The 22011-nt window shown below is 43.9% G+C and carries 22 protein-coding genes; 15 read left to right on the top strand and 7 right to left on the bottom strand.

What is annotated here, in order from left to right; all coding sequences use genetic code 11:
- Window positions 1–54: 54 nt before the first annotated feature.
- From BMW45_RS02560 to BMW45_RS02550, 3 genes are all read right to left on the bottom strand, one after another.
- On the bottom strand, window positions 55–642 hold the full coding sequence (locus tag BMW45_RS02560; protein WP_092240407.1) for a hypothetical protein: 588 nt from the start codon (window positions 640–642) through the stop codon (window positions 55–57).
- A 78-nt stretch (window positions 643–720) separates the two neighbouring features.
- Window positions 721–1278 carry an SOS response-associated peptidase gene (locus BMW45_RS02555; protein ID WP_092240406.1) on the bottom strand — a complete coding sequence of 186 codons (558 nt, stop codon included), beginning with the start codon at window positions 1276–1278 and terminating at the stop codon, window positions 721–723.
- A gap of 36 nt (window positions 1279–1314) precedes the next feature.
- Window positions 1315–1794 (bottom strand): DUF2127 domain-containing protein, encoded by a 480-nt coding sequence (locus BMW45_RS02550; protein WP_092240405.1) that lies wholly within the window; start codon window positions 1792–1794, stop codon window positions 1315–1317.
- Window positions 1795–2034: 240 nt separating this feature from the next.
- On the opposite strand from BMW45_RS02550, the gene BMW45_RS02545 reads away from it, so the two are divergent.
- The 12 genes from BMW45_RS02545 to BMW45_RS02490 all read left to right on the top strand — a co-directional run bounded on the left by BMW45_RS02545 (window position 2035) and on the right by BMW45_RS02490 (window position 12400).
- Window positions 2035–2463, top strand: a complete 429-nt coding sequence (locus BMW45_RS02545) for a pyridoxamine 5'-phosphate oxidase family protein (RefSeq protein ID WP_242882881.1) — start codon at window positions 2035–2037, stop codon at window positions 2461–2463.
- 258 nt (window positions 2464–2721) lie between these two features.
- Window positions 2722–4659, top strand: a complete 1938-nt coding sequence (locus BMW45_RS02540) for a fructose-1,6-bisphosphatase (RefSeq protein ID WP_092240403.1) — start codon at window positions 2722–2724, stop codon at window positions 4657–4659.
- 119 nt (window positions 4660–4778) lie between these two features.
- A complete protein-coding gene (locus BMW45_RS02535; RefSeq protein WP_092240402.1) occupies window positions 4779–5252 on the top strand; it encodes a DUF1700 domain-containing protein in 474 nt (157 codons plus the stop codon).
- A gap of 195 nt (window positions 5253–5447) precedes the next feature.
- A complete protein-coding gene (locus BMW45_RS02530) occupies window positions 5448–6140 on the top strand; it encodes a C40 family peptidase (RefSeq protein ID WP_092240401.1) in 693 nt (230 codons plus the stop codon).
- A gap of 131 nt (window positions 6141–6271) precedes the next feature.
- The gene (locus BMW45_RS02525) at window positions 6272–7015 is read left to right on the top strand and encodes a C40 family peptidase (protein WP_025231418.1); all 744 of its coding nucleotides are present in this window, start codon (window positions 6272–6274) and stop codon (window positions 7013–7015) included.
- A 350-nt stretch (window positions 7016–7365) separates the two neighbouring features.
- Entirely contained in the window at window positions 7366–7608 is a 243-nt protein-coding gene (locus tag BMW45_RS02520) for a hypothetical protein (RefSeq protein ID WP_207649044.1), read from the top strand.
- A gap of 157 nt (window positions 7609–7765) precedes the next feature.
- Complete coding sequence (locus tag BMW45_RS02515) at window positions 7766–8074, top strand: rhodanese-like domain-containing protein (RefSeq protein ID WP_092240399.1); 309 nt, start codon at window positions 7766–7768, stop codon at window positions 8072–8074.
- A gap of 72 nt (window positions 8075–8146) precedes the next feature.
- A complete protein-coding gene (yfcE, locus tag BMW45_RS02510; RefSeq protein WP_092240398.1) occupies window positions 8147–8695 on the top strand; it encodes a phosphodiesterase in 549 nt (182 codons plus the stop codon).
- 1 nt (window position 8696) lies between these two features.
- Window positions 8697–9845 (top strand): THUMP domain-containing class I SAM-dependent RNA methyltransferase, encoded by a 1149-nt coding sequence (locus BMW45_RS02505; RefSeq protein WP_330390654.1) that lies wholly within the window; start codon window positions 8697–8699, stop codon window positions 9843–9845.
- A 42-nt stretch (window positions 9846–9887) separates the two neighbouring features.
- The gene (locus BMW45_RS02500) at window positions 9888–11270 is read left to right on the top strand and encodes a lectin like domain-containing protein (RefSeq protein WP_242882879.1); all 1383 of its coding nucleotides are present in this window, start codon (window positions 9888–9890) and stop codon (window positions 11268–11270) included.
- Between the two features lie 24 nt (window positions 11271–11294).
- On the top strand, window positions 11295–11909 hold the full coding sequence (rdgB, locus tag BMW45_RS02495; RefSeq protein ID WP_025231424.1) for an RdgB/HAM1 family non-canonical purine NTP pyrophosphatase: 615 nt from the start codon (window positions 11295–11297) through the stop codon (window positions 11907–11909).
- The gene (locus tag BMW45_RS02490) at window positions 11909–12400 is read left to right on the top strand and encodes a metallophosphoesterase family protein (RefSeq protein ID WP_054791749.1); all 492 of its coding nucleotides are present in this window, start codon (window positions 11909–11911) and stop codon (window positions 12398–12400) included. Before rdgB ends, BMW45_RS02490 begins: the two co-directional genes overlap by 1 nt.
- A 153-nt stretch (window positions 12401–12553) precedes the next feature.
- Here BMW45_RS02490 and BMW45_RS02485 read toward each other — a convergent pair whose 3' ends face one another.
- Window positions 12554–13951, bottom strand: a complete 1398-nt coding sequence (locus tag BMW45_RS02485; RefSeq protein WP_092240397.1) for a family 4 glycosyl hydrolase — start codon at window positions 13949–13951, stop codon at window positions 12554–12556.
- A gap of 163 nt (window positions 13952–14114) precedes the next feature.
- On the opposite strand from BMW45_RS02485, the gene BMW45_RS02480 reads away from it, so the two are divergent.
- The gene (locus BMW45_RS02480; protein WP_092240396.1) at window positions 14115–14972 is read left to right on the top strand and encodes an AraC family transcriptional regulator; all 858 of its coding nucleotides are present in this window, start codon (window positions 14115–14117) and stop codon (window positions 14970–14972) included.
- Window positions 14973–15087: 115 nt separating this feature from the next.
- Here BMW45_RS02480 and BMW45_RS02475 read toward each other — a convergent pair whose 3' ends face one another.
- From BMW45_RS02475 to BMW45_RS02465, 3 genes are read right to left on the bottom strand one after another with little or no spacing between them, the layout of a single operon-like run.
- Complete coding sequence (locus BMW45_RS02475; RefSeq protein ID WP_092240395.1) at window positions 15088–16209, bottom strand: glycoside hydrolase family 88/105 protein; 1122 nt, start codon at window positions 16207–16209, stop codon at window positions 15088–15090.
- Window positions 16210–16237: 28 nt separating this feature from the next.
- Window positions 16238–17752, bottom strand: coding sequence for a response regulator transcription factor (locus BMW45_RS02470; protein WP_092240394.1), 1515 nt, complete (start codon window positions 17750–17752; stop codon window positions 16238–16240).
- A gap of 1 nt (window position 17753) precedes the next feature.
- Window positions 17754–19514: a sensor histidine kinase gene (locus BMW45_RS02465; protein ID WP_092240393.1), complete on the bottom strand. Its 1761-nt coding sequence runs from the start codon at window positions 19512–19514 to the stop codon at window positions 17754–17756.
- A 185-nt stretch (window positions 19515–19699) separates the two neighbouring features.
- Here BMW45_RS02465 and BMW45_RS02460 point away from each other — a divergent pair, with 185 nt between their 5' ends.
- Together BMW45_RS02460 and BMW45_RS02455 are read left to right on the top strand one after the other, a co-directional pair.
- Entirely contained in the window at window positions 19700–21049 is a 1350-nt protein-coding gene (locus BMW45_RS02460; RefSeq protein WP_025231431.1) for an ABC transporter substrate-binding protein, read from the top strand.
- 26 nt (window positions 21050–21075) lie between these two features.
- Window positions 21076–22005, top strand: coding sequence for a carbohydrate ABC transporter permease (locus tag BMW45_RS02455; protein ID WP_085961515.1), 930 nt, complete (start codon window positions 21076–21078; stop codon window positions 22003–22005).
- The last annotated feature ends 6 nt before the right edge of the window (window positions 22006–22011 follow it).

The following is a 22011-nucleotide window of genomic DNA, read 5'->3' as shown; positions in this document are numbered from 1 at the left end:
ATTGGATTAGCGAGCAGCCCTTTTATCAAAACCTGCTTTGCAAGTTCCAATAAACTATAATATTTGAATATGGAAAGCAATCGCTTGATATGGGATAAACGCGGTTTGAATTTCGGAATGGATCACGTTTACTAATAAACCAGGGTAAAGTGTACGGAAAGGAACAGGGTTGCCATTTGTATCGCGAACAGTAGCCTTAGTGGCAATATGAAATTCTATTTGATTATCGGGGTTATCCGGATCGTAAGTATAGAAAAGAAACTTATCGATGTCCACTTCTGTGATTATAGCTGTGGTAGAATTAAATGATGGCTGACCGTATTCTTTTGCAACAATTAAATAAGCGTTAGCTTGTGGCGGAATGCGCCATTCCATAATCGGTGAAAATAATGCATCCACCACCATGCCTTCTTCGATGTCACATAAGCATATATGCTGACCGAATAGATTCAGAACATCTGTGTAAAAGCTTGCATTAAGCCTTAATGGTTCGGATATCGTTTCATTTTGTACAGACTGAGAATAGATAATGTCTATATATCCAGTGGCTCTGCTACGGGTAAAAACCTCTGTAACCATTGCATTATTAACTTGCAGGATTCGTCCCATTTGCGTGATTGTACCTAAATCATTCATGTACATTTATGGCCTCTTAGAGATTTTATATAATCGTTATATTATATGCATAGATTTTTAAAATTGCTATGGAGAGCCAATCTTTTATATAGCCTTATACTGTACTTCACTGATTGCCTGATTCATTGTACTAACTGGGTTATGTCCATAAAGCCATTCGTCGTGACTTTTTTGGGGGAGAATTACCGGCATTCTGTCATGAATAAATGAAATGCCGGACCAGGCCGGACGAGTCAGGATAACGAAAGAGGAGTCTCCTGTTTGTAAGTTTGTTTTTGACAATCCCGCCATCCATACCGGACTTTTTTCCGGAGCCATCAGGGCATACTTCTCCTTTTGCTTTCCCCGGCGTTCCCATTCAAAATACCAGCTAGCAGGAACCAGGCAGCGTCCCTCCATCATCGGACGCCGAAACATATTTTTCTCTGCTGCCGTCTCGCTTCGGGCATTAATTATCTCACCTTTGCCATCATATTTAGGAAATCCCCAGCGCATTGCTTTCATGATTCCATCCGGGGATAATACAGGTGCAAGGTTAGTCGGGAATATTTCTCCGGTTTTTACCGCAGTTTTTCTCTCTACTTCGGCAACAATAGAACGTAATTCGCTGTCATCTATTTCAATGTAATATCTTCCGCACATGTTATTTAACCACCTTTCCAATTAAACTTTTATAAATCAGGATTTGATTCTCTTGTATTCCAAATAGGTTAATGCAATCATAACCGCGTCAAAAATGGTGAGCACGATGAGAAATGCAGATTGAGTCAGCGTATAGCGGTATATCTGATATGCCATAAAAAGAAGAAAAGAGATGATGGTCAGCGGATATGCCCATCGCTTTTTGCGCCAAAGTAAAAGAATCAGGATGCATTTTATAACCCCGTGAGACATTAAGTAAAATACAGCAAAATGCTGGGTACTGATTGAAAAGCCGTTGCTTAAACTTATCAGGAAATTTGCCACGATGTCCTTAGGGTCTTCCGATAATTCATGCCGGGTCAAAAAACGCGTCAGCCAGTTCAACCGGGTAGGGTTTAAAAATATCAGGAATGCCCCACCAACAATTTCCATCAGGCCATGAATGCCCTTTAAAAGCAGCCCGATTTCAAAACTGATATGAACGAGATCTTTCTGCCCATTAGTAATATGTTTCATCTATACCTCCAAATGGAACCTCATAAATTTGTCTCCTTCTTTGCATTGAAGAGATTATATCACTTACAGTATGCAGCATCAAGGTGTGCTTTATAAACATAATGAAAATTTTAAATATCCGATTAGCGATTGATAGTTGGTAGTTTTTTAACAATATGATATTATTAAAGTAGGAACATGACATACTGTTGTCTTAATTGATGTGATATATTTGTTTCAAATAAAAAACAGGAGGCAAATATGATGAATGAAGAAGTTATTACCAGAGCCGGAGAAATTATTGAAAGAAAGACCGGTGGAGGAAACGAGGGATATTGCGTATTGGCGTTGATTGACAAAGAAGGTTATCCGACCGCCTCCACGATATCCGCATCAAAGGCAGATGGTATCGACTGGATCACATTCTGCACTGGACTTGGAAGCAATAAATCCAATCGCATTAAACAATGCAGCCTCGCCAGCGTTTGTTTTAACGGAATAGACCACAATATCACCCTGGTGGGTACAATAGAAATATTAACCGATCCGGATATAAAAAAAGAGATGTGGTACAAGGGGCTTGAAGAAAATTTTGACGGTCCGGAAGATCCAAATTACTGTGTTCTGCGTTTTAAAACAGAACGTTACAATCTATTTGTTGATTGGAAGGAAGCAAAAGGAACATTATAAGAGGATTTTAATTGGCTTAAAGGACTGCCGGTTAAACGGTCGTCAGCCTTTCAATCCAAGGGAAAGAACCAACGATTCCGCAAGCTGCTGGCTATGGTGTTTAAGCCGGCAGCTTTCTTGTTGTGTAGGATCAAATCAAGGGAAGCCTTGGCCCCATAGGGACTGCCTTGCTAAAAAGGGTTTTAAATTGAAATCTTTTATGATACTATAGCTCTATAGAAATGCGGCAGCATCGCTTCAGGGAGAAGGGGAGGTATTATGAGAAGTTTGGCGTATTTAAAACTGATGGCAAGGGAGTATCCGACGATTAAGGCTGCTTCCAGCGAGATCATCAACCTTACTGCCATACAGGGCTTACCAAAGGGAACGGAATATTTTTTCAGTGACTTACATGGTGAATATGAGGCATTTGTCCATTTATTAAAAAGTGCCTCAGGCGTTATCCGTGAAAAAATCACGGAAACATTCAGCCACATCATACCAGAGAAAGAAGAAGTGGCGTTAGCCAACTTAATTTACTATCCGGAGCGGATCATGAATCAGCTGGAGCTTAAGGGCCTGGCAGACGGAGACTGGCAGAGAGTGACCATCTACCGGCTGGTACAGATTTGCAAAGTGGTTTCATCAAAGTACACCAGATCCAAGGTAAGGAAGAAAATGCCCCCGGAGTTTGCCTACATTATTGATGAGCTGCTTCATGTGGATTATAATGATGATAATAAACGTGTATACTATAATGAGATCATACGTTCCATCATTGACATCCGGGTGGGAGATAAGTTCATCATAGCCTTATGCGAGCTGATCCAGAATTTGACCATTGACAGCCTGCATATTATCGGAGATATTTTTGACCGCGGTCCAAGGGCGGATATTATTATGGATGAACTGCTGCAATTTCATGACGTTGATATCCAGTGGGGCAATCATGATATCTCCTGGATGGGAGCGGCCACCGGGAATCTGGCCTGTATCTGCAACGTACTGCGTATCGCCATCAGCTATAACAGCTTTGATGTGCTGGAGGACGGATACGGCATCAACCTGCGTCCCTTATCCATGTTTGCAGCCAGGATTTACAGAGAGGATCCCTGCGATCGGTTTGTACCCCAGATCCTTGATGAAAACATCTATGATGCGGTGGATCCGGGGCTGGCGGCAAAGATGCACAAGGCCATTGCAATCATTCAGTTTAAGGTAGAAGGCCAGATCATAAAACGCCATCCGGAATATGAGATGAGCGACCGGATCCTGATTGAGGCCATTGACTTTGACAGGGGTGTTGTGACCGTAGAGGGTAAGGAATATCCAATGCTTGATAAATTCTTCCCAACGGTAGACCCTAAGGAACCATTAAAGCTGAGCAAGGAGGAAGGAGAGCTTCTCCATACCCTTCAGCTTTCTTTCATGCATAACGAGCTTCTTCATAAGCATATTCGTTTTCTGTATTCTCATGGAAGCATGTACAAATGTTACAATTCAAACCTTCTCTACCATGGCTGTATTCCTATGAGGGAGGACGGCTCCTTTGAAGAGATCGCGGTGGATCACCATGCTTACTCAGGGAAGGCGTTAATGGATTACGTGGACCGGAAGGCTCAAAATGCATATTTTATGCCGGAGGGTTCTGCGGAGAGTGAGGATGCCAGGGATTTCATGTGGTATCTATGGTGCGGAGCCAAATCTCCGGTTTACGGCAAGGGGAAGATGACGACCTTTGAACATTATTTTATCGAAGATCCATCTGCTCACAAGGAGCCTATGAACCCTTATTACAGACTTAGCATGAAGGAAGAAACCTGTGATAAGATATTGGAAGAATTCGGCCTTCCTAAAAAAGGTTCCCACATCATCAACGGTCACGTTCCGGTGAAAATAAAGGAAGGGGAATCGCCGGTGAAGGCGAGAGGCAAGCTGTTCCTCATAGATGGAGGGCTGTCAAAGGCCTACCAGACTAAGACAGGAATCGCAGGCTATACGCTCATTTATAATTCCAACCATCTGGCTCTTGCGGAGCACAAGCCCTTTGATCCGAATAAGGAAAGCACGCCAAAAGTTTCAGTTGTTGAGAACATGAAGAACCGGGTCATGGTGGCGGATACGGATAAAGGCGCGGAGCTGGCCGAGCGGATTGCAGATTTAAAGGAACTGGTGGCGGCATACCGGGATGGCGTAATTAAGGAGAAGGTAGAGTAGTCTGTACGGATAAGCCCTATTATGAAATTTTAAGAATTTTTTCAGAGAAGGTTTCTTTACGAAGTCCCTGTCGGATGATACAATAATCAAAGCTATTTACTTAATTGAAGGAGGCTCAGATGAGCAGACAGGAGTTTTTACAGCGCTTAAGGGAGGCTTTATCAGGTGAAGTTCCTGGAAGCGTGATTGAAGAAAATATCAGGTACTATGAAGAATATATCGGCACGGAAGTGAGAAATGGTTCTACGGAAGAGGCAGTGATAGCCTCCATCGGCGATCCAAGACTGATTGCCAAGACTATTTTAGAGGCCAGCGAGAATGCAAAGAGCAGCGGATCCGGAAGAACTTTTTACGAATCCTACTCTGGCGCGGACCGGAATGTGTATGAGGATCCAGGTAATTCTGGGCGCCGTATGCATTACATTGACTTGAGCAAATGGTACTGGAAGCTTTTGGGAGTTACGGTTCTTGTTTTATTTTTCTTTCTGATTGCCAGCATTGTTACAGGGATTTTCAGCCTTCTGATGCCTATTATGGGCCCATTGCTTTTGGTATTCCTCATTGTCTGGTTCGTAAGAGGAACGAAACGATAAAGTTAAATAAATTTAACAAGTTTATGGAAATATTACGAAACTGTGACGGCAGTTATGACGCATAAAGCGCCATAACTGCCGTTTTTGCTTGACAAATTCGAGGAATAAGTATATAATTCGAAATGTAACAATTATGTAACATTTTAACGAAGTATTGCGGGAACGACAGAAAAACGTAAAAACAGGAGATTTAATATGAAGAATAAAATGTGGAAGGCGATGGGCCTTTTAGGGATTTTAGCAAGTTTAAGCTGGACTCCCCAGGTAGAGGCGAAAGCAGCGGAAATTGCTGTAGAAACCAGCACAACACTTTATGCGAAGATGGATATGCCTGTGTCTGTCAGAGAAGCTGCGGATAAGTCGGGAACGGCTCTTTCCCAGGCAGGGGAAGGCCAGACTTATGAAGTGGTTGAATCCCCAGGAGATGGCTGGATTAAAATAAAGACTCCGGAAGGAGAAGGTTACATACAAAGCGATGCTGCGACCCTGATTGAGAAGACTCAGGAAAAGGTGGACAAGTCTGTAATGCAGCGCCAGAAAATTGTAGATTATGCGCTTCAGTTTGTGGGCGGACGCTATGTCTACGGAGGAGTTAATCCCAAAACAGGAGTGGATTGTTCCGGATTTACCAGCTATGTGTTAAGGAATGCAGCTGGTGTAAGCTTAAGCCATAGCTCTAGGTCTCAGGCGGGAGAGGGCCGCAGTGTCAGCTACGAGGATGCTCGTGCAGGGGATCTGGTATTTTATGGAAAAAATGGATCGATTAACCATGTTGCCTTATACATGGGAGACGGCCGGGTAGTCCACGCTTCCACAGAAAAGACCGGAATTATCGTAACAAACGTCATGTATCGCAAACCTGTGAAATTTGTCAGGGTTTTAAACTAAAATAATTTTAAATTCGTGCACTTTTAAATAATACTTGACGAAAAGATAAAATAATTGTATAATAACCGTAATGAATTTAATACTTATGTAACATTTGAAAATCAAAAAGTAAAAATAGGAGCAATTTCCCGATGATAAACAATGCATGGAAAACGTTAGGACTTATGGCTTTTTGCGGAGCAATGGTAATGGCAGTTCCTTCAGATGTAAGAGCAGATGAAATTTCCGGTCCAGGACTCAGTTATGGGAACTATATGGTGACCGTTGATGCAGATAATGTAACGATCAGCAAGGATGAAGCTGGTAAGGAAGCGCTTATGACCGCTTCCAAAGGATCTTCCTTTGAAGTTGTACAGGATATGGGCGGCGGATATATGAAGGTTAAGATCAATGATACATATGGCTATATGCCAGTAGAAGGCAATGCAACCGTATCTTCAACCGATGAAGAAACGCTGGCTGCATTGGAAGTTAAGACTCAGACTCAGACTCAGACAGAGGCCGTTGTTAATTTCAGACAAAGCATTGTTAATTACGCTCTTCAGTTTGTAGGCGGACGTTATGCCTATGGCGGCAGCGATCCACGCACCGGAGTAGACTGTTCCGGATTTACCAGATATGTGATGCAGCATGCAGCAGGCCTTACTTTAAATCGTTCCTCAGGTGGACAGGCTTCCCAGGGAAGAACAGTCGGTGCAGATCAGATGCGTCCGGGCGATTTGATTTTTTATGGAAGCGGATCATCCATAAACCACGTTGCCATGTATATTGGTAATGGACAAGTAGTACATTCATCAACTTATAGAACAGGTATTAAGACTTCACCGTGGAATTATCGGGCACCTGTAAAAATCGTCAACGTTCTTGGCGATTAATGAAATAGCGGATAACCGGATTTTGGAAGGGATATAAGACCCTCGGCATTTTATGCTGGGGGTCTTTTGATGCTTATAATCAGGAAAAAGAGAAACAGCCGGAATAGGGGAGCTATTTCGGCTGCTTCTGAGGGGAGTATAAATAATTAATAAGGATGAGGGGAAAACCCCTCATTTTGATTATAATATAGCTGTGATAAAAATGCAAAGTATTTTTACAAAATATGGCTGCATTTTCGAATAATATATCATTTCTTCTTTAATTTTAAAATAAAAAAACAATTGTATAATATTTTATAAACTCGCCATACTAACGATGTAACGAAAAACGCCGACAGGAGGTATTTATTATGTCTAAGAATAACTACAATGATATGGAGAACTCCAGGAACTCACAGAACAACAATCAGAACAACAATCAGAACAACGATCAGAACAACAATCAGAACGATAATCAGAATAACAGCCGTAACTCCAGCAGAGACAGCAGCCGTAATTCCAGCAAAGACAGCAGCCGTGATTCCAGCAGGGACAGCAGCCGCGACAGCAGCCGTGATTCCAGCAAAGACAACAACCGTAACAGATTCAACTAATAACGGAAGTTGTTTTAATTGTTCTTGAGAAAAGGCGCGGGAAAGTGACAATGAGGTCCTTTCCTGCGTTTTTTTGTTGAAATCTTCCTGTTTCTATATGATTTTCGCAATCCTGAAAATATGGAATATATTATTACTAGAAAGGACAGGTGATAGTATGTTCAAGACCATACCGATTTGGGAAATCGATCACTATATCGATTACTATAGTGATATTATGATTATAGATCTTCGCAGTCAATCGTCCTACAGGCAGTCCCATATTCGGGGAGCGGTAAATCTGCCATATGAAAATATGGATCGTTGGGTAAGCAGCTTGCCAAAAGATAAACTTTTGATTATTTACTGTTCCAGGGGCGGACAAAGCATGATAGTCTGCAGGAATTTGGAGCAGTCTGGATATGATGTAGTCAATATAGCCAATGGAATCACTTATTACAAAGGAAAATATATGGTTCACGGATAGGTAAATTCATTGACAGAAATACCCCGCTAGCCTTAAAATATACCTATTAAATACAAAAGGAGAAAACAACCTATGAAATATATGATTGCTTCCGACATTCATGGTTCTGCCTATTTTTGCAGGAAGCTGTTAGATGTATATAAAACTTCCGGAGCCGGCAGGCTGATCCTGTTAGGAGACATTCTTTATCATGGCCCCAGAAATGACCTTCCAAGGGAATATGCCCCGAAAGAGGTGATTTCCATGCTAAATGAATGCAAAGACCAGATCTATAGTGTAAGGGGAAATTGTGACACAGAAGTGGATCAGATGGTACTGGAATTTCCTATTCTTGGGGATTATGCCTTGATTGCCGTCTCCGGCCTGACAATCTATGCCACCCATGGACATATTTATAATCAGGAAAACCTGCCTCCGTTACAAAGGGGAGACATCTTGCTTCATGGACACACTCATATCCTGACAGCAGAGCGTTTTGGAGATATTACCATATTAAATCCAGGCTCTGTGTCCATTCCAAAGGGCGGTAATCCTCCTACTTACGGTATGCTGGAGGATAAGGTGTTCCGTGTTATGGATTTTGACGGGAATGTAATAAAAGAGATGAACTTAGGAGAATAAAGTGAAAAAAACATTTGAACTGATCGCACCCTGCCATTTCGGTATGGAAGCGGTTTTAAAAAGAGAGATCACGGATCTCGGTTATGACATTGCATCAGTAGAAGACGGAAGGGTTACCTTTATTGGTGATGATGAGGCCATCTGTCGTGCGAATGTTTTTCTTCGCACGGCAGAAAGAGTTTTGCTAAAGGTGGGAAGCTTTCATGCAGAATCCTTTGAAGAGCTTTTTCAGGGTACTAAGGCAATTTGTTGGGAAGATTTTATACCTCAGGATGGGAAATTTTGGGTCGCCAAAGCTTCTTCAATTAAAAGTAAATTATTCAGCCCCTCAGACATCCAGTCCATCATGAAGAAAGCCATGGTGGAACGGTTAAAAGGGGCTCATGGTGTGGAGTGGTTTCCGGAGACCGGAAGCAGCTATCCTCTGCGGGTATTCCTCCATAAGGATGAAGTGACCGTTGGCATTGATACCACTGGAGATTCTCTCCATAAGAGAGGATACCGTACATTGACCAGCAAAGCTCCGATCACGGAAACCCTTGCTGCGGCCCTTATTATGCTGACTCCATGGAACAAGGACCGGATTCTTGTCGATCCTTTCTGCGGAAGCGGGACCTTTGTAATCGAAGCGGCCATGATGGCGGCCAATATGGCCCCAGGCATGAACCGTTCCTTCCTATCAGAAGACTGGAAAAACCTGATTCCAAGAAAGTGCTGGTATGAGACAATGGATGAGGCAAACGACCTTTTGGACTCAGATGTCAAAGTGGATATACAGGGATATGACATAGACGGTGAGATTGTAAAGGCTGCCAGAGCTAATGCAGAGTCAGCCGGAGTGGATCACATGATCCACTTTCAGCAAAGACCCCTGACTGCCTTAAGTCATCCAAAGAAGTACGGTTTTATTATTACGAATCCCCCTTATGGAGAACGAATTGAGGAAAAGAAAAATTTACCGGAGCTGTACCGGCAGATTGGAGAACGGTATAAGGCTCTTGATGCCTGGTCCCTGTACATGATCACTGCCTACGAGGAAGCTGAGAAATACATCGGCAGAAAGGCGGATAAAAACCGTAAAATTTATAATGGTATGATGAAAACCTATTTCTATCAGTTTATGGGGCCAAAGCCCCCAAGGCTTCGATGAGCCAAAGGCGAATCGAACTTTCTTAAAAAAAAGGAGATTCGGTTGAAGATTAAAGGATGGTTTTTCCTATTTCTGATGATCATCTGTTTTTCTGCAGGATACTGGATTCCCAGTTCGGAGATCATTCCTGCGAATAAAGCAGACCAGGATTATTTAAAAGAGCCGGGAAGTGCACAGGCGAACAGCCGGGGGGTGCCATCGAAATCGGAAATTATAAATGAGCAGCTCCCGGCCTTTTATGATGGGAGAAAAGAAGGCCGGGTTCCTTCTGTGAAAAACCAGGGTTCCATTGGAACCTGTTGGGCTTTTGCCTCACTGCAGGCCTTGGAAGCGGCCCTGCTTCCCGAAGAAACCTATGAATTTTCGGAAGACCATATGTCTTTGAACAATGGGTTTTGTATTCCCCAGGAAGAGGGCGGGGAATATACCATGTCAATGGCCTATCTGTTGTCTTGGAGAGGACCGGTATTTGAAGCAGACGACCCATACGGCGACGGCATCTCCCCCGATGGCTTAAAAGCGGTAAAGCATGTTCAGGAGATCCAGATCCTGCCGGATAAAGATTTTGAAAAAATTAAATGGGCGGTTCTTATGTATGGAGGGGTTCAAAGTTCCCTTTATACTTCCCTTGCGGAAGGGGACATCCGGTCTGAAGCCTATAATGAAGAGGCCTACGCCTATTGCTACACTGGCACAGAGCCTCCGAACCATGATTCTGTGATCATTGGCTGGGACGATGCTTATCCGAAAGAGAACTTTCATGGGGAAGTTCAGGGAGATGGAGCATTTATCTGTATGAACAGCTGGGGAGATGGATTCGGAGACCAGGGATATTTTTATGTATCCTATTATGATTCCAATATTGGAAGGAATAACATTGTTTATACGGTTGTGGAAGACACGGACAATTATGACCACATTTATCAGTCGGATCTCCGGGGCTGGGTCGGCCAGCTGGGATATGGAGAAGATACCGTGTGGTTTTCTAATGTTTACGAGGCCGGAACCTCCCAGAGCCTTGAAGCGGCAGGCTTTTATGCTACAGGTCCCCATACTTCCTATGAGGTTTATGTAGTCCGTCATGCGGGAATAGAATCTGATATTTTGGATGGTCAGGATTTTGACCGGAAAGTTCTTCTTACCAGGGGAAGCTTTGACTATGGAGGATACTATACGGTGCCCCTTATGGGAAATCATCGGGAAGACTTAGAACTTTCCCCAGGGGAACGCTTTGCAGTTATCGTAAAGATTACTACGCCGGGTGCAGTTCATCCTGCGGCCATTGAGTATGATGCGGGAGATGGACGTACCTTTGTCAATGTTACAGACGGAGAAGGCTATATCAGTGCTGATGGCATGTCATGGGAACGGGCTGAAGAGAAAAGGTGTAACCTTTGCTTAAAGGCATACACAAAAGACTGGTGAAAAGTTTTATGGAGGACGGAATAGATGAACGATAAAAAGATCGTATTTGCTACAGGAAATGAAGGCAAAATGCGGGAGATCAGAGAGATCCTAAAAGACTTAGGAATGGAGATCCTCTCCATGAAAGAGGCCGGTGCAAGCCTTGATATTGTGGAAGATGGAGCTACTTTTGGGGAAAACGCTGAGATAAAGGCCAGGGCAGTGTGGAAAAGAACCGGAGGAATCGTGCTTGCAGATGATTCCGGCCTGGTTGTGGATTGCTTAAATGGAGAGCCTGGGATCCTTTCTGCCAGATATATGGGAGAAGACACATCCTATGAGATCAAAAATCAGAATATCCTCGACAGAGCTGCTCATGCTAAGGGCGGAGATAGAAGCGCCCGTTTTGTCTGCAATATCGCCGCAGTGCTCCCTGATGGAACGGTGCTCCATACGGAAGAATCCATGGAAGGGCTTTTGGCTGACCAGCCTGCCGGAAAGGAAGGCTTTGGCTATGATCCCATCCTCTATATACCGGAATTCGGCGTAACCAGCGCCCAGCTTACCATGGAACAGAAGAATAAGATCAGCCACCGCGGAAAGGCTCTGGAGGCCATGAAAGGTCGGCTTAAAGAAACTTTTACAGGAGGGAGAGAATAATGAAAATACTGATTGTCAGTGATACGCACCGCAAAGATGAGAGTTTACATAAGATCATTGCAGAAACCGAATCGCTGGACATGCTGATCCACCTGGGGGACTCGGAAGGCAGCGAAGACAAAATAGCGGGCTGGATTCCTGCAGGCTGTGAGCTTCAGATGGTTCTTGGCAACAATGATTTTTTCTCGGATTTGGACCGGGAGAGGGAAGTGGTAATAGGGAAGTACCGGGCTTTGCTGACCCATGGACATTATTATAATGTATCCCTTGGGGTTGAGCGCCTGGAGCAGGAAGCTGCGGATAGAGGAATTGATATTGCCATGTACGGTCATACCCACAGGCCTTTTTATGAGGTACATAACGGGATCACGATCTTAAACCCGGGCAGCCTTTCTTATCCCAGACAGGAAGGGAGAAAGCCATCCTACATGATTATGGAGATCGATGAGCAGGGGGAGGCACATTTTACCCTGAAATTTCTGGAGAAATAAACGCCTGTTTAAGCAAAACGCCGGGTTACTCCAGAAAGACTGGGGCAATGGCTTAAAATAGAATAAGGAGCTGCTGCAAAAAAGACAATCTGTATCAGATATAGTATCTGATGTTTGATTAGCTTTTTGCAGCAGCTCCTTATTTTTTTAATATTATTTCCAGCCCTCCGGCAGATAAGCCAGGGTATTTTCGATCATATCATCTGCCAGCTTTTTGATTTCTTCTTCTCCTGCACGGTCTTTTACCAGGGGATCGTTTAAGAAGGCTTCGTATACCAGGGAGCGGTCATGAGTGAGAGCGGCTTTAAGGATCCGCTGATGGTTGGCAACATGTGGCTCGATCAGTTCAAGGACATTCTCCGGAATGGCGCCAGCTACCACCGGTTTAATGCTGTCCCGGCTGAACAGGGCGTTGGTTTCAACGACGGCCTCTGCCGGCAGGTTAGGAATTTGCAAGAAGGAATTTGGGATATTGACATTGCTCACGGTTTTTTCAAGTCCGCATAAAGCTTTGATGAGAAGGATTCCTTCTTCTCCGGATGCTTTCAGTTCAATTTCCTCTTCGCCCCCTGCAAGACGGTGGCTCTTAGCTAAACGGTTCTTTAAATCCTCTTTTCTCCAGGCAACGGTAGTGAGGCCGAATTTCCAGCTCTTTACGGTTTCCGGGTCTTTTAAGTAATCGCTTCCGGGCATGAATTCTGCAAGATGGCGGTCACCGGCAGCAGCGATCAGGCCATAGCGGCGGAAAAGATCAAACTTTACCCTGTGAGCGCATTCAAAGCTGTTGTTAGCCCAGTTCTTATCCGGTTCGTTGTAGCCTTCCTCGTAGTGAGCGTCAATATAATAACGGTATATAGGGAATAAGTCGATTCCCTTGTAGGAAGCCTGGTCAAACCAGGTGAAATGATTGATTCCCAAAACATTTACATTGATGTCCCGGCGGTCAACGTTTTCAAAGCCAAAGGTTTCTTCACAGATTCCCTTTAAAACCTTCTGGGTGCCGAATACTTCATGGCAGCAGCCGAAAGCCTTGATCTCAGGGAATACGTGGTAAAGAGTCTTTACGCAAAGGGACATTGGATTTGTGTAGTTGATGATCCAGGCATTTGGTGAATATTCTTTTACGGCTTCTGCGATGGTCACAAACATCGGGATGGTGCGGAGAGCACGGACCATTCCTCCGGGACCGGCGGTATCACCTACGGACTGGTAGATGCCAAGCCTTTCAGGAAGATGGACGTCTGAATCCATCTCATCAAAGGTTCCGGGGAGAATGGAGATGACAGCAAAGTCACAGCCCGTTAAAGCTTCCTTTAAGGAGGAGGCGGTGACATAATTCCATTTTCCAGTGGTATCTTCTCGGTTTGTCAGTTTGTTACCGATGATTTCATTATTTTTTGCGGCTGTCTCATCGATGTCATATAAACGGATCGTTCCGCTTAAGGAATCGTCCATGGACAGATCCGTCATAAAGGTCCAGGCCCAGCCTCTGGAGCCGCCTCCGATATAGGCGATATTAATATCGCTGACTTTGTTGTTTGCATATTTCATAAGGGTTTCCTCCTGTTAAAAGAATAATTCTGTAAAAGTTTTCTTGGTTATTGTTGCAAGTTCATATTAGTACCATTATAATGGATTATAGTATTAGAAATCTTATATAATTGGGGCTTTTTTTAATAAAATCATACTTTTGGCTACTATTTTGGAGGCAGGGATGGAAAAAACTATATTTTCGGAAAGTATGGAGGGAATCACCATTGATGAGGTGGTCCGGGACCAGGAATATTCCATGACAATGAAGCACTTTCATGATACCTACGAACTCTATTTTCTTCTGGAAGGGGAACGTTACTATTTCATTGAGAAAGAAACCTATTATGTGAAAATAGGGGATGTCGTTTTGGTAAACCGGGAACAAGTCCATAAGACGAGCCAGGCTGGAAGCAGGAGACATGACCGGATCCTTCTCCAGCTAAGCGGGAGAGTTCTGGAGCCATGGCTTAAGCAGGCAGGGGTCTCTTCCCTTGAGAAGCTGTTTGGAGATTATTATGGAGTGGCAAGGCTCTCCCAGGTGGAATGGGAAGAAATGAAGGGGCTGCTGCTGGGGATTTCAGAGGAACTGATTCACCGGAAAGAGCGGTATGAGATAATGGTAAGACTGAAGCTTTCCCAGATTTTACTGATGGTCTACCGCAGCAGGAAGAAGACTGTACTTAAGGAGATGCCTCCCACTGTTCAGACTGCAAAGCATGGAAAAGTGCATGAGGTGGCGGAATATTTAACACTTCACTGCGAGACAGGGGAGAGCTTAGAGGAACTGGCGGAGGTATTTTTTATCAGCAAATCCTATTTAAGCAGAATCTTCCGGGAGGTAACCGGGTTTTCTGTAAATGAATACAGAAACCTGGCCAGAGTGAGAAAGGCGAAAGAACTTCTGGCAAACAGCGGGTATTCTATTACGGAAATATCAGAAATTCTTGGATTTGAAAGTATTACCTATTTTGAGCGGGTATTCAAAAAGCATACGGATGTGACACCCTTAAAATACAGAAAGGATGGGGGAGAGGCCTAGTGCCATAAGAATGGCAGAGCGAGGTTATAAAAAGGTTAAAAGGCATAAAAAGAAGGAACATGGCAAGAGTACAGCCATGTTCCTTCTTTCCTAACCGGGCAGTATTGCCGGAGGGTCATTCCTTTTCCAGGGCTTCGCACAGAGCGGTCAGGGCAAGAGCCTGTCCATAGGCCATGGGCATGATAGCGATGTTCTTATAATGGTCGGAATCCATGCCGATTCCGGTTCCTGCCGAAACATTTAACACAGTTCCATCATCAGATATATTGGCGCAAATGGCTTCAATGGCCCGGTCAGCCGCAGCCTTATAGGAGCCGTCAAGTATTCCTGCTTTCACACCTCTTAAAAGCCCGGCGGCAATGGCGGCAGAGCCGGAGACTTCGCCGTAGCTTAAATCATCGGTTAGAACAGTGTTCCACAGTCCTGATGGGGACTGAAGGCGTAAAAGGGCGGAGGCCTGGGATTTGAAGGTGTCAGTCAGGAATGCCTTCATCCCTTTATCTAAGCCGTCCCCGCAGGTATCTAAATATTCCATGATCCCGTAGGTAAACCAGGAGTTCCCTCTGCACCAGAAGATGCCACCGAAGTTATCCATGCGCTCAAAGCTGAAGCCGTGGTGGAAGAGGCCGGTCTGTTTATCAAAGAGATATTTGATATGGACCAGGAACTGATGAAGAGCTTCGTCTTTACAAAGGGTGTTCCCAGATATGTATCCCATCCTGTTTAAGAAAAGCACGGACATGAACAGAGTGTCGACCCAGATCTGCCCGTTGTTTAAACTAACACCATCCCGGTCTCCGATGGCGCTGGTCACATGCTGGAATCCATTGTCCGGGGTTTTTGGAAGGTCGTTGATGAGCCAGTCCGCCCTCTGAACGCACAGATCGTAAAATTCCTCTGGATTGTCAAGGCCTTCGTATAAAAAAGATAGGGGTAGAAATGGAGCGGTGGTATTGATGTTTTTAGAAGGAAGCCCCTTATTCTGGTGGCCGCTGTACCATCTCTTAAAGAATGGGAGATACCGGCTGTCTCCGTAAAATTCCTGTAGTTTATATAAGCCATACAGTCCGACTCCCTGAGGCCAGTCCCACTCCTCTATGCCAAAATCTCTTTGGATAAGCCCTTTTTTTGTATCAGTACTGCTGACGCTCTTGTCTTTATCATAGTCATATCCTCCAAGATTCATCAGCTTCTCCACAACCAAATGGATTTTTTCAAGTAGCTGTTCGTTTGTCATCACTATTTTTCTCCTTTTCCATGCTTGTTTAATGCTTGCTTTTTAGCTTTTCTATATATTCGGTCGGCGGGTAGCCGGTATACCGCTTGAATACCTGACTGAAGTACTGGGGATTGCTGCCGAATCCTACCTGGCGGGCAATGTGCTTTATGTTATCATTCTGATAATAGGTCATCAGCCGGATGGCTTCCTCCATCCGCTCCTTGTTTAAGTAATCGGAAAAACGCATTCCCTCTTCCTTTACGAACTGCTTGCTTAAGTATCCTATGCTTACGAAAAGATAATTCTCAGCCAGCCACTTTAAGGAGAGATTTTCAGAGTATAAGTGTTCTCTGATGTAGGCTTTTAAAAGGGCGATGTTGGAGCCGGTCTTATGAGTTCCGCATGCGGTGTCTTTCCGGACCAGTACCACACGAAGAAGTTCCCGGATCCCGGATACCGTATCGCAGGAATAGAGACGACGGAAAAAGTCACAGGCAGCGTCTACAGGTAACTTTTCCCGTTCCGGCCCTATCTGAAGGAATAATCCTAATGCAAGGTTTCTGGCAGTAGATAAAGGAATGGAGTCCATAAAAACGGAGTCAAGGAGCTCCTCAGCCTGCACCATATCCTCTGCAGAGGTGATAGAGTTCTCAAGCCTGCTGATCATCCAGGGGGATGCAATATGGTTTCTGATTTCGTGGACATCTCCTCCTTCACTGAAGAGAAGGATCCGTTCAAAACGGGAGATCTTCTGTATGATTTCCTGAAAAAGCTTATCAGATGAATCTCTGTGAAGGAATTCCGCCTCAAAAGTAACGGACTGACCGGGGTACCGAAGTTCGGTTATGGCACTTTCGATCCGTTCCTGTATTGCCAGAGTAAAAGCCGGGAATATGAGGACCGCAGTGTTTTTTACATAAACAATGGAGAACTGCAGGGGAACCTTGGAAGCATCTAAAAGCTTTTTGACATCACAGATAAAGCTTTTTATATAGCTTTCTTCCACAAAGGAACAGATACAGGCATAAATGCAGTTCTTCGGAAGGGATAAAAGGCCCTGGTATTTGCGGAATACGGCCGGAAAGGAATCCTGGTGCTCCAGGGCCTCCATAATAAAGCTCTGCTCCAGGGGAAAATGAAGGCTTCTTAAGAAATCCTGCTGCTGCATTTTTCTGCTTTCTTCCTCCTGAAGTCGTTCCTTCCTTATGGAAACCAGAGATTCGATCAGTTCATTTTTATCGGTTGGCTTTAAAAGATAATAACGAACCCCGTATTTCATGGCCTGTTTGGCATATTCAAAATCATTGTACCCGGAAAGGAGAATAAAGGTAATATGGGAATCTGATTTTATGGAACGTTCAATAAGGTCCAAGCCGTTTAAGATAGGCATTCGGATATCCGTAATCACCACATCCGGATAATCGTCACAGATGATATCGTATGCCTCCATTCCATTTTTTGCAGTGGCGATGAGTTCATAGCCGATGGATTTATAGTCGATCATTTGGGAAAGTGCCTCTCTTATAATCTGTTCATCATCTACAATCATCAGTCTCAACATATCAAATCTCCTTTTCCTTAGGAATAGACAGCATAACCACTGCCATGTCTCTTTCGTTATAAAATTTCAGGCCATAATGATCTCCATAGAGGAGCTTTAACCGGGAATGAATGTTGGTCAGGCCCACACCGGAGCCTTGGGGTTTGATCTCTTTGTGCCTGATCTTTTCTAAAAGGTCCGATTCAAACCGGGAACCGGTGTTGGATACCCGGATCTCATAATCGTTCTCCATTTCCTCTATGATGACCTGTATTCTGCACATTTCATCCGTATCCTCCATGGCGTGTTTTAAAGCGTTTTCAACCAGGGGCTGAATACAAAACTTTGGAACGAATATATGGGTAATGTTCTCCGGGGTCTTAAGCTCAAAGTGAAGCCTGTCCTTAAAACGAATTTCCTGAATGCGGATGTAATTATCCAGCACCTCCAGTTCATCTTCAAGGGGGATGATATCTTTTTGTCCGGCAATGGAGGCCCGGAATAAATTCCCAAGGGAACGAACCATAACCGAGATATCTTCGGCTCCGTATTTCTGCGCCATCCAGTTGATCGTATCCAGGGTATTGTATAAAAAGTGAGGATTGATCTGCTGCTGGAGCATCTTAATGGTGGAATCCCTAAGCAGAAGCTGCTTGTCATAATTTTCATCCCGCAGGACCTTTACGCTGTGGGTCATTTCATCAAAACTCCGGTGAAGCTGGCCGATTTCGTCCTGTCGGTTTTCATAATCATAGCATTTCACATCACAGGCCAGGGACTCCCCGCTGCCGAACTTTTGAATCTTCTCTATCAAATAATCCAGGTGGCGGAAGATATGGCGGAAAATCAGGTTGACATAGGTTGCGGTGATAAATATGATGAAGACGGTAAATATAATGATCTGAAGACTCATAAGCTGAATTCTGTAAAAAAGCGGATCATAATCCCTGAAATAAATATAATCCCAGCCCACATAGGGAACATGACTGGTTATGATAAATTCCTTTTTATTGTCCAGTGTGGAAATGAGATAGGCGTTTTCCTGCTGTTTGCCGTCGGCAATGATTTCCGCGCAGTACGCGTCGTGGAAGGCAGTTGCAGGGTAAATCCTCTTATCCCCTGACATCAGGATGAAATTAGAGTTTTCCACAAGGCTCCCGGCACTTTTTAAGCCGTCCTCAATCATTCGCTCCATGTTAACCGTAATGTATAGCCCGGCCAGCTTTTTTAAGCTTAAGTATTTAAGCTTTAATATCTGCCTGGCGCATACCGTATCGTTTCCCGGCTCTATGCCAGGAGCCCAAGTGGCTTGTCCCTTTAAGTCGCTGGTTGTTTTATCAAGCTCCCTAAGGTCGAACTTAAGGATCTCGTCAGAGCTTCCCATACAGATATTCGTTCCGTCAGTCAGGATAATATTAATGGATTTTATATATTTGCTGCGGTAAACATAGGAATAAAGCTGCTGATAAATTTCCTGGCGGGCCTGGGCACGCCGGTTGCTGTAAGGTTTCTCCGCTAAAAACACCAGATTATCCTGAAGAACGGGGTCACCGATCATGCTGTATGATATGCTCTGGATCAGCTGTATTTCCGATTCCAGATAAGTGGTCACATGATTTAAGGAGTTGGCATTGGTGCGGTACAGCTCCTCATTATAGCGGGAGGTGAGAATCCTGATGCTGATCAGGAAGGTAATGCAAACTGCCAGCAGGGCCAACAGAAAAATGGTCAGTATTTTTTTGTATAAAGACAGGTTATTAAACCAGAACGTACATCTTTTCATAATCTTATATCCTTTCCCAAGTAATCGTATTATATAGTAAAAAGATAAAAAAAGGAATTGCAAAACCGCCTAAAATTACATAAAGCCGTTTTTTTAATCATAAAAAGCCACATTTTAACTTTACCATTGTGCATATTTGCCATAAAATGTGGATATCACAAATAACTTAAAGGGAGGTTTTACAAGTGAGAAAGAGATTACTAGCAACATCACTTGCTGCATTAATTGCAGCGACATCTTTAGCCGGTTGTGGTTCCAAGACAGAAAAAGTGGATTCCGGGACGACAGCGGCTGCTGCAACAGAGGCGTCAACTACAAAGGCAGATGACGGCGCAAAGACAGCATCAGGAGATAAGGTAACTTTAAACATTTGCTGGTGGGGCAATCAGACCAGAAATGACGTAACAAAAAAAGCAGCGGATTTATACATGAGTAAAAATCCAAATGTGGATATCAAGGTTGAGTTTACTGACTGGGGCGGTTACTGGGATAAGCTTTCTGCAATGGCAGCCGGCGGTAACTTACCGGATATCATCCAGATGGACTATTCCTACTTAAACCAGTACCAGAAGAGCGGACAGCTGGCTAATTTATCAGAATTCATGTCCTCAGGCGTTATTGATACTTCAAAGATTCCTTCAAGCATCATTGAGAGTGGTTCTATCGATGGAAACTGTTATGCTCTCAGCCTTGGAAGCAACGCTCCTATGATGGTTTATGATAAGGCCATTGTAGAAAAGGCAGGAGTGACCATTCCTGAGCAGATGACCTATGATGAATTATATGACATTTCCAAAACCATATACGAGAAAACAGGGGTAAAGACCGCTTATGACGGCTGGATCAATATGCTGCAGATGACAGCAAGAGCCAATGGTTCTCATATATTCGATGAGTTAATGGCAGGTAAGGAAGATTCTACGAAGATACATTTTGCCAATGTGGAGAAATTCCAAAAAGCAGAATTCTCCATCGCACCGGATATTCTTGTTGAGAAGAACCCGGATAACATTGAAACAAAACCGATTGTAGATGAGACCACATGGAATGACTTCCCATATTCCAATCAGTTTATCAGCCTTTCCAATGCAGCCGGAAGAGAGTTAGAAGTAACGATGAACCCGGTTCTGAACAAAGACACACAGAATATGTATTTAAAGCCAAGCCAGTTCTTCTCCATTGCTGAAACTTCCAAGAACAAAGAGGAGGCTGCAAAGTTTCTTGACTGGTTCACCAACAGCGTAGAATGTAATGAAATCCTTATGGCTGAAAGAGGAATCCCGGTTAATACTGAGGTAGCTGATGCAATTAAACCAAAGGTAGATGCAGTTGCACAGAAAGTATTTGACTATGTCGCAAAGGTTTCTGAGATTGCGGTACCGATTGATGCTCCAGATCCAGCAGGTAAGGGTGAAGTTGAGGCGTTGACCAAGAGCGTAGTAGAAGCAATCCGCTATGGTGATACATCCGCTGATGAAGCGGCAGCCAGCTTTGTACCTGAAGCGAAAAAGATTTTGGAAGAAGCAGCGAAATAGTGACAGAATAGTCTGGAGGGAATTAGATGAAGAACAATCAAATGACCCCCAAAAGAAAAAAAACATTTTCCCAGGTAATGAACACACCGAAGGTTGCAGGATATGTATTTATCCTGCCCTTCATTATAGGCTTTCTTGCCTTTCTGGCTGTACCAATGATTTTTTCTTTAGGGTTTTCGTTTACCAGATACAATATTTTAAAATCACCGGTTTTTATAGGTCTGGAAAATTACAAGGCCATGTTTACAGCGGATCCAAAGTTTTGGAAGGTATTTGGCGTGACCATGTACTATGTTCTGTTTTCGGTTCCCCTCCGGCTTCTTATGGCTCTGCTTGTAGCCATGCTGCTTGTAAAAAGCACTAAAATGTCCGGTTTTTACAGGGCTGTTTATTATCTACCTTCCATCATTGGCTCCAGCGTGGCTGTGGCAATTCTATGGAAGCGGATGTTTGCCAGTGATGGTGTAATAAATGCAATATTAGGTATATTTGGACTGCCGTCCGACATTGCATGGCTGGGTAGAGCGGATACCGCTATCTGGACCCTGATTATCCTTGCTGTCTGGCAGTTTGGTTCTTCCATGCTCATATTTTTATCCGGGTTAAAACAGATTCCCGTAAGTCTTTATGAGGCGGCTACCGTAGATGGTGCAAATGGCATTCAGCGTTTCTTTAAGATCACGATTCCAATGCTGACACCAACGATTTTCTTTAACCTGATTAACCAGCTGATCAACGGCTTTATGGCATTTACCCAAAGCTATATTATTACTCAGGGAAAACCAAAGGACAGTACCCTGTTTTATACAGTATACATGTACCAGAATTCCTTTACGTATAATAAGCTGGGCTATGGCTGTGCAATGGCATGGTTCATGGTGTTTGTAGTAGGGCTTTTGACCCTGATACTTTTCAAGACACAGAAGAAATGGGTATATTATGAATCAGAAGGGTGACAAAAT

It is taken from the genome of Lacrimispora sphenoides (genome assembly GCF_900105215.1).
GTDB lineage: Bacteria > Bacillota > Clostridia > Lachnospirales > Lachnospiraceae > Lacrimispora > Lacrimispora sphenoides_A.
The sequence above is the reverse complement of the archived record's forward strand: the minus strand, read 5'-3'. Positions and strand labels throughout refer to the sequence as shown.

Coding starts and splice junctions, on each gene's coding strand:
- yfcE (WP_092240398.1), top strand. CDS start 8,147: ATGAAATATATGATTGCTTCCGACATTCATGGTTCTGCCTATTTTTGC.
- BMW45_RS02555 (WP_092240406.1), bottom strand. CDS start 1,278: ATGTGCGGAAGATATTACATTGAAATAGATGACAGCGAATTACGTTCT.
- BMW45_RS02480 (WP_092240396.1), top strand. CDS start 14,115: ATGGAAAAAACTATATTTTCGGAAAGTATGGAGGGAATCACCATTGAT.
- rdgB (WP_025231424.1), top strand. CDS start 11,295: ATGAACGATAAAAAGATCGTATTTGCTACAGGAAATGAAGGCAAAATG.
- BMW45_RS02515 (WP_092240399.1), top strand. CDS start 7,766: ATGTTCAAGACCATACCGATTTGGGAAATCGATCACTATATCGATTAC.
- BMW45_RS02530 (WP_092240401.1), top strand. CDS start 5,448: ATGAAGAATAAAATGTGGAAGGCGATGGGCCTTTTAGGGATTTTAGCA.
- BMW45_RS02490 (WP_054791749.1), top strand. CDS start 11,909: ATGAAAATACTGATTGTCAGTGATACGCACCGCAAAGATGAGAGTTTA.
- BMW45_RS02535 (WP_092240402.1), top strand. CDS start 4,779: ATGAGCAGACAGGAGTTTTTACAGCGCTTAAGGGAGGCTTTATCAGGT.
- BMW45_RS02550 (WP_092240405.1), bottom strand. CDS start 1,794: ATGAAACATATTACTAATGGGCAGAAAGATCTCGTTCATATCAGTTTT.
- BMW45_RS02470 (WP_092240394.1), bottom strand. CDS start 17,752: ATGTTGAGACTGATGATTGTAGATGATGAACAGATTATAAGAGAGGCA.
- BMW45_RS02475 (WP_092240395.1), bottom strand. CDS start 16,209: ATGACAAACGAACAGCTACTTGAAAAAATCCATTTGGTTGTGGAGAAG.
- BMW45_RS02525 (WP_025231418.1), top strand. CDS start 6,272: ATGATAAACAATGCATGGAAAACGTTAGGACTTATGGCTTTTTGCGGA.
- BMW45_RS02540 (WP_092240403.1), top strand. CDS start 2,722: ATGAGAAGTTTGGCGTATTTAAAACTGATGGCAAGGGAGTATCCGACG.
- BMW45_RS02465 (WP_092240393.1), bottom strand. CDS start 19,514: ATGAAAAGATGTACGTTCTGGTTTAATAACCTGTCTTTATACAAAAAA.
- BMW45_RS02455 (WP_085961515.1), top strand. CDS start 21,076: ATGAAGAACAATCAAATGACCCCCAAAAGAAAAAAAACATTTTCCCAG.
- BMW45_RS02485 (WP_092240397.1), bottom strand. CDS start 13,951: ATGAAATATGCAAACAACAAAGTCAGCGATATTAATATCGCCTATATC.
- BMW45_RS02545 (WP_242882881.1), top strand. CDS start 2,035: ATGATGAATGAAGAAGTTATTACCAGAGCCGGAGAAATTATTGAAAGA.
- BMW45_RS02520 (WP_207649044.1), top strand. CDS start 7,366: ATGTCTAAGAATAACTACAATGATATGGAGAACTCCAGGAACTCACAG.
- BMW45_RS02560 (WP_092240407.1), bottom strand. CDS start 642: ATGTACATGAATGATTTAGGTACAATCACGCAAATGGGACGAATCCTG.